Source organism: Kitasatospora sp. NPDC096204 (assembly GCF_044763205.1).
GTDB lineage: Bacteria > Actinomycetota > Actinomycetes > Streptomycetales > Streptomycetaceae > Kitasatospora.
The window spans coordinates 227,813-234,487 of record NZ_JBIWFT010000010.1; the positions used below are offsets into that span (position 1 = coordinate 227,813).

Sequence of the window (6,675 nt, forward strand, 5' to 3'; positions counted from 1 at the left end):
GCGCTCGTCGCGGCGGCGGTAGTTTGGCGATATGCCCAGCATCTCCGGAGACCACCGGGCCCACCGAGGCCCGCTGCTTGCCTGCGAACCGTGCCTGTCCGGCATCGAGACCGTCAGCCAGGCACTGCTCGCCATGAGCCGGCACCTGGAGGTTCGCGAGGTGCTGCGCCGCATCACCGCTTCTGCCCGCGGGCTGCTCGGCGCCGAGTACGCGGCCCTGGGCGTGCCCGACGACCACGGGGGCTTCGCCCAGTTCGTGGTCGACGGTGTCACCGACGAGCAGTGGCGGGCGATCGGCCCGCTGCCCCGGCAGCACGGGGTGCTCGCCGCGATGCTGCACGAGGCCGGTCCCACGCGGCTCGTGGACGTCCGCAAGGCACCCGCCTTCGAAGGCTGGCCCGCGGCCCACCCCGACATGGACGCCTTCCTGGGCATGCCGATCCTGGACACCGACGCGGCCGAGGACGAGCCACAGGTGATGGGCGTCATCTTCCTCGCCAACAAGCGCGGCGGCGGCCTTTTCACCGACCACGACGAGGAGCTGCTGCGGATCCTCGCCGCGCACGCCGCCCTCGCCCTGTCCAACGCCAGGCTGTACGAGCGCAGCCGCGAGCTCACGCTGGCCGGCGAGCGGGCCCGGATCGCCCACGACCTGCACGACGCCGTCTCGCAGAAGCTCTTCTCGCTCCGGCTCACGGCCAAGGCAGCCGCCAAGCTCGTCGACCGCGACCCGGCCCGGGCGCGTGCCGAGCTCGCCGAGGTCGCCAGGCTGGCCGCCGAGGCGGCCGACGAACTGCGCGCCGTCGTCGTGGAGCTGCGCCCCGCCGCGCTGGAGGAGGACGGGCTCAGCGCCACTCTCGCCTCGCAGGTGCAGGTGCTCGACCGGGCGCACACCGCCGATGTCACCTTCACCGCCGACGGTGTCCGGGCGCTGCCGCCGGCCCAGGAGGCCGCGCTGCTGAGAGTCGCCCAGGAGGCGCTGCACAACGCCCTACGTCACTCGGGAGCCCGGACCGTCACCGTCACCCTGACCGGGACGCCGGCGCGCGGTGCGGTGCTGAGGGTGCACGACGACGGGCGCGGCTTCGATCCAGAGTCCGTCCGTCGAGCCGGCCGCCACCTCGGCCTGGCCTCGATGCGCGACCGAGCGTCCGCCGTCGGCGGCACGCTAACCCTGGAGTCGGCCCCCGGCCGGGGGACGCTCGTCGAGATGGAGGTCCCCGGTGCCTGAGAGCACACCGTCGATCCGTGTCCTGTTGGTCGACGACCACCAGGTGGTTCGGCGCGGGCTGCGTACGTTCCTGGAAGTCCAGGACGACATCGAGGTGGTCGGGGAGGCCGCCGATGGGGCGGAGGGCATCGAGCGGGCCCGTGAACTCGATCCTGACGTGGTCCTGATGGACCTCAAGATGCCCGGCGTCGACGGCATCGAGGCGCTGCGCACGCTCAAGGGGGAAGGCAGTCGAGCCCGGATCCTGATAGTAACCAGCTTCACCGAGCACCGCACGATGGTTCCCGCGCTGCGGGCCGGTGCGGCCGGGTACGTCTACAAGGACGTGGATCCGGAGGCACTGGCCGGGGCGATCCGATCGGTGCACGCCGGTCACGTCCTGCTCCAGCCCGAACTGGCCGAGGCCCTGCTTTCCGACGACGGCCCTCGTGCTCCACAAGGTCGCGGAGGCACGCTCACGGAGCGCGAGCGCGAGGTGCTGGGCCACATCGCCGACGGCCGCTCCAACCGGGAGATCGCCCGTAGCCTGCACCTCTCGGAGAAGACGGTGAAGACCCATGTGTCCAACATCCTCATGAAGTTGGACCTGGCCGACCGTACTCAGGCGGCACTCTGGGCCGTTCGCCATGGCGAGACTCGCGAGGGGTAGTGCGCTGGGGGCGCGGGGAGTTGGTGCGGGCGCTGTGTCGATCGGCAGGGTTTCGGCCAGAACTGGCGCCAAACGGTGGTCCGGCATATGCCTTTCGGCAGGGATAGTCCGAATTCTGGTGACGTGCGGTCATTCGGCTGTGCCAGCCTGAATACCGACGCCGATTCCGATGGAGGGCCGGATGAACGCGATGCGCAGTGATTGCGGGCCTGCCGTGCTGGCCCATGAGCTCGAGTTGACGTGCCGTCTGTCTGGCGGGTCTGTCCCGTCAAGGCCTGCGCCGCCCCTGGCTTCCGAGCGTGGAAGCCAGGGGCGGGGGCCGGGCGACTCCCTCTTGCCGGGGTGTCAGGACATCGAGCCGGATGTCGGCGCAGCGGAAGCCGCCGAGCGCCGGGCGCGGTCGGCCCGGGCGGCAATCCGCGACCGGCAGGCGTACGGACCGGAGCTGCTGAGGCGCCGGCTCCGGATGCGGCGCTGGCAGTTCAACCTGGCACGGGAACGCGAACTGATCCCCGAGCCGGACCTCGACAACGGCACCTGGTCGGCCCTCGTCGAGGTGCAGCTCAAGGCTCGTGCCGAGGAGATCGTCCTCGCGTTGGGCGCAGTGCCGCCGGTGGGAGCGGCCAAGGCGGCCACGGTGCTGAGGCACACCACCGGTCTACTGGTGATCGCCGAGGACGTCAGACGCCTTGCCGCCGCAGGGGAGCTGCGGCCCTGCGACGGATACCGGGGTTGGCCGACGTACAGCCGGGAGACCTTGGCCGCAGTCCCGAATGCCGTGGTGGAGCGAGTCGTCATGGAGCGCATGCGCAAGGCTGCGGACACGGCGAGAGCCGCGGTCGAGGTGCTGGAGCGGCGGCTTGCGGCGAGCTTCTCGGAGGAGGAGGCGGCCGAGATCCTGGGGTGGTCCCGGCACAGGCTGGCGGCCGCTACGACACAGGGAGACCTGGTCGTCGGGCCCGACGGCAGGTACGAGCGCGCCGAGGTGATCGCGCTCGCCGCCGCCGGCTCCGGGCCCCACCGCCTCTCAGCGGTCGTCTCGCTCGTCGACGAGGGCGTTGTAGGCGGCCACCTGGGCGCGCCGGGCGGTGCGCCACAGCGGGGCCAGGGCGGATTGGCGGGCAGCCATCTCCGAGGCGCTGACGGCAGCGCCGTGGCCGCCGGAGGCGATGGCGAGCAGGGCGGACACCTGGCGGGCCGACTCCAGGACGCGGACGGCCCGGGACGGGTAGCCGGGGGCGAGCAGTTCGCTGTGGCCGCGTCGGCGGTAGGCATCGAGGGCGCGCAGGGCCTCAGGCCCGGCCCCGGCCACGTCGAGGTGAGCGAGCATGACGGTAGCCTCCCGCAGCCCGTCTGCGAGCTCACGCTCGGCTTCGTGGAGCGACGGCACGTCCGCCGGAGGTGTGTCATTGACCTCGGAACAGCGCCACAGCACGGTGGCCGAGCGGTCGCCGGCCGGACCGTACACCTCCACCTCCGGCACCAGCCCGAGCGGTGCGCCCACAGCCAGGACGGCCTCACCCGCATTCATGGCCTGCTCGTTGAAGGCCCTCGGGCCGGTCAGCCCGAGCGGATGCCCGGCTGAGGGCAGCGCGAGACGAAGGCCCTTCACACCGAGCACTCGCAGTCGGCCCAGCGCCCAGGTCAGGCCGTGCTGCTCGCCGGATTCGTCGCCGGGAAGCCCGGTGACCCGATGGATCTCGTCTGTGCCCAGGACTGCCGTTGCGGCGTCGTCCGGAGGGACCAGACCAGCCAGCAGGGCGTTGCCCCATGCGGTGAGCCGCCCCGAACGGGGCTCTTCGTACGGATTGTCGGCAGGTGTCGCGAGCATCCGGCCAGCCTACGGAATCGGCGGTCATCCGCGTGGCGTAGGTTTGCCCATGCGTGTGCGGCGCACCCACCCCGTGCCCACCGGCTGCCGGAGTAGGCTCGCCGCCCGCACCGACGGCCGAGAATCTTGTTTTTTGGGGAAGGCGTAGGCATGAGCGACGTGCTGGAGCTGGTGGACGTATCCGTGGTCCGGGAGGGGCGCGCGCTGGTCGACCAGGTCTCGTGGTCCATCTCCGAGGGCGAGCGTTGGGTCATCCTGGGCCCGAACGGCGCCGGCAAGACCACGCTGTTGCAGATCGCCTCCTCGTATCTGTTCCCGACCTCGGGCAAGGTCACGGTGCTGGGCGAGAAGCTCGGCGAGATCGACGTTTTCGAGCTGCGCTCCCGGATCGGACTGGCCGGCGCCGCCATGTTCGACAAGCTGCCCGCCGAGCAGACCGTGCTCCAGACCGTCCTCACCGCCGCGTACGGCATGACGGTCACCTGGCAGGAGACCTACGAGCAGTCGGACGAGGTCCGCGCCCTCGCCCTGCTCGACCGCCTTGGCATGGCCAACCTCACCGACCGCAAGTTCGGCACCCTCTCCGAGGGAGAGCGCAAGCGCACCCTGATCGCCCGCGCTCTGATGACCGACCCCGAGCTGCTGCTGCTCGACGAGCCTGCCGCCGGTCTGGACCTCGGTGGCCGCGAGGACCTGGTCCGCCGGCTGGGCGCGCTCGCCCAGGACGAGTTCGCCCCGGCGATGGCGATGGTCACCCACCACGTCGAGGAGATTGCGCCGGGCTTCACCCATGTCCTGATGATCCGGCAGGGGAAGGTGCTCACGGCCGGGCCGATCGACACCGAGCTGACCGCCCGCAACCTCTCCAAGTGCTTCGGCCTGCCGCTCACCCTGGAGCGGCACGGAGACCGCTGGTCGGCCCAGGGTCTGCCGCTGGGCTGAGGCCCCGTCCGCTCGTTCATTCGGAAGGCCGTCGGAACCGGTCGCACGCGCGACCGGTTTCCGCCCCTCGACCTGCGGGAACTGTCCGCTTCGAAGGCCTTCGCTCCCTAGGATGGACGTGTGGACAGCTGGATCTGGTGGCTCCTGGCCGCCGCAGGGCTCGGCATACCGCTGGTGCTCACCGCGATGCCGGAGTTCGCCATGTTCGCGGTCGGGGCGCTGGCCGCCGCCGGCGTGGCCGCGCTGGGCGGGGGAGTGGTCCTGGAGACCGTGACCTTCGTCGTCGTCTCGGTCGCACTGGTGGTGTTCGTCCGCCCGATCGCCTACCGGCAGCTTCGGAAGGGCCCGCAGGTCAAGATGGGCATCGAGGCGCTCCAGGGCGCCACCGCGGTCGTCGCGGAAACCGTCGACGGGGAGGGCGGGCGGATCAAGCTGAGAGGCGAGATCTGGTCGGCCCGTGCGCTCCACCCGGGCCAGGTGTACCAGCCGGGGCAGCAGGTCGACGTCGTCGAAATCCAGGGCGCGACCGCCCTGGTCGTCTAGGGGAGAGTCCGTGGAACCCGTCCTTATCGTTTTGGTCGTCCTGGTCGTGGTGGCCTTCATCGCGCTGATCAAGACGATCCAGGTCATCCCGCAGGCCAGCGCCGCGATCGTGGAGCGCTTCGGCCGCTACACCCGGACGCTCAACGCTGGGCTGAACATCGTCGTCCCGTTCATCGACCGCGTCCGCAACCGCATCGACCTGCGCGAGCAGGTCGTGCCGTTCCCGCCGCAGCCGGTGATCACCCAGGACAACCTGGTCGTCAACATCGACACCGTCATCTACTACCAGGTGACCGACCCCCGCGCCGCGACGTACGAGGTCGCCAGCTACATCCAGGCCATCGAGCAGCTGACCGTCACCACGCTGCGCAACATCATCGGCTCGATGGACCTGGAGTCCACCCTCACCTCGCGCGAGGTCATCAACGCCGGCCTGCGCGGCGTCCTGGACGAGGCCACCGGCAAGTGGGGCATCCGGGTCAACCGCGTCGAGCTGAAGGCGATCGAGCCGCCGACCTCCATCCAGGACTCGATGGAGAAGCAGATGCGCGCCGACCGGGACAAGCGCGCCGCGATCCTCACCGCCGAAGGCCAGCGCCAGGCCCAGATCCTCAAGGCCGAGGGTGAGAAGCAGGCCGAGGTCCTCAAGGCCGAGGGTGAGGCGCAGGCCGCGGTCCTGCGCGCGGATGGTGAGGCGGCCGCGATCCGGACGGTCTTCGAAGCCATCCACGACGGCGACGCAGACCAGAAGCTGCTCGCCTACCAGTACCTCCAGACCCTGCCCGAGCTGGCCAAGGGCGACTCCAACAAGCTCTGGATCATCCCCAGCGAGGTCGGCGACGCGCTCAAGGGCCTCGGCGGCGCCTTCACCGGCCTGACCGGCAACGGCGGAATGAACGGCGGTGCGGTCGCGGCGCCCAGCATCCCGCAGGCGACTCCGGCGGCCACCCAGGTGCCGCTGGACCCGGCGGCCGGCCCGCGGCCCGTGGACACCGAGAAGGGCGCCGCCCGTCCCCGGGTGGACCCGGCCCGGGAGTACCCGAAGATCGACCCGGAGTGATCGGTCGAACCCCGTGTACTGGCGAGGGCCCGCTGCCGAGGGGCGGTTTCTACCGGTCGTCGCAACACGTGGTCGGTTTGATCAGGCCGCGATGAGTTTAGCCAGACGCTCGGCTGGGGTTTCCCAGCCGAGCGTCTTGCGTGGGCGGCGGTTGAGCTGGTCGGCGACGGCGGCCAGGTGCTCCGGGCTGTGGACCGACAGGTCGGTGCCCTTGGGGAAGTACTGCCTCAGCAGTCCGTTCGTGTTCTCGTTGGAGCCGCGCTGCCAGGGGCTGGCGGGGTCGCAGAAGTAGACCGGGATGTCGGTGGCGAGGGTGAACTCCCTGTGCCGGGCCATCTCGCTGCCCTGGTCCCAGGTCAGCGACCGCTTCAGCTCGTTGGGGAGCGTCCGGGCGGTGGCCACCAGGGCGTCACGGACGG

The 6,675-nt window shown here is 70.9% G+C and carries 7 protein-coding genes; 5 read left to right on the forward strand and 2 right to left on the reverse strand.

All coding sequences use genetic code 11. The features are described 5' to 3' along the window. Nucleotides 1-133 precede the first annotated feature (133 nt). The gene (locus ACIQ87_RS13950; RefSeq protein WP_392878827.1) at nucleotides 134-1,231 is read left to right on the forward strand and encodes a GAF domain-containing sensor histidine kinase; all 1,098 of its coding nucleotides are present in this window, start codon (nucleotides 134-136) and stop codon (nucleotides 1,229-1,231) included. After that, nucleotides 1,224-1,880: a response regulator gene (locus ACIQ87_RS13955; protein ID WP_392913946.1), complete on the forward strand. Its 657-nt coding sequence runs from the start codon at nucleotides 1,224-1,226 to the stop codon at nucleotides 1,878-1,880. The genes ACIQ87_RS13950 and ACIQ87_RS13955 overlap by 8 nt, the downstream gene beginning before the upstream one ends. A 1,027-nt stretch (nucleotides 1,881-2,907) precedes the next feature. Here the strand turns inward: ACIQ87_RS13955 and ACIQ87_RS13960 are convergent. Continuing rightward, entirely contained in the window at nucleotides 2,908-3,711 is an 804-nt protein-coding gene (locus ACIQ87_RS13960; RefSeq protein WP_402405787.1) for a hypothetical protein, read from the reverse strand. Nucleotides 3,712-3,861: 150 nt separating this feature from the next. Here ACIQ87_RS13960 and ACIQ87_RS13965 point away from each other — a divergent pair, with 150 nt between their 5' ends. The 3 genes from ACIQ87_RS13965 (at nucleotide 3,862) to ACIQ87_RS13975 (ending at nucleotide 6,256) form a co-directional block, all read left to right on the forward strand. Then, nucleotides 3,862-4,653 (forward strand): ABC transporter ATP-binding protein, encoded by a 792-nt coding sequence (locus tag ACIQ87_RS13965; protein ID WP_402405789.1) that lies wholly within the window; start codon nucleotides 3,862-3,864, stop codon nucleotides 4,651-4,653. A gap of 120 nt (nucleotides 4,654-4,773) precedes the next feature. Further along, on the forward strand, nucleotides 4,774-5,196 hold the full coding sequence (locus tag ACIQ87_RS13970) for an NfeD family protein (RefSeq protein ID WP_392878240.1): 423 nt from the start codon (nucleotides 4,774-4,776) through the stop codon (nucleotides 5,194-5,196). A gap of 10 nt (nucleotides 5,197-5,206) precedes the next feature. Continuing rightward, nucleotides 5,207-6,256 (forward strand): SPFH domain-containing protein, encoded by a 1,050-nt coding sequence (locus ACIQ87_RS13975; RefSeq protein ID WP_402405791.1) that lies wholly within the window; start codon nucleotides 5,207-5,209, stop codon nucleotides 6,254-6,256. Nucleotides 6,257-6,337: 81 nt separating this feature from the next. On the opposite strand, the gene ACIQ87_RS13980 is transcribed toward ACIQ87_RS13975, so the two are convergent. Then, nucleotides 6,338-6,675, reverse strand: a 338-nt coding sequence (locus ACIQ87_RS13980; protein ID WP_402405792.1) for an IS30 family transposase, incomplete at its 5' end; no start/stop codon positions are given.

Coding starts and splice junctions, on each gene's coding strand:
- ACIQ87_RS13950 (WP_392878827.1), top strand. CDS start 134: ATGAGCCGGCACCTGGAGGTTCGCGAGGTGCTGCGCCGCATCACCGCT.
- ACIQ87_RS13960 (WP_402405787.1), bottom strand. CDS start 3,711: ATGCTCGCGACACCTGCCGACAATCCGTACGAAGAGCCCCGTTCGGGG.
- ACIQ87_RS13965 (WP_402405789.1), top strand. CDS start 3,862: ATGAGCGACGTGCTGGAGCTGGTGGACGTATCCGTGGTCCGGGAGGGG.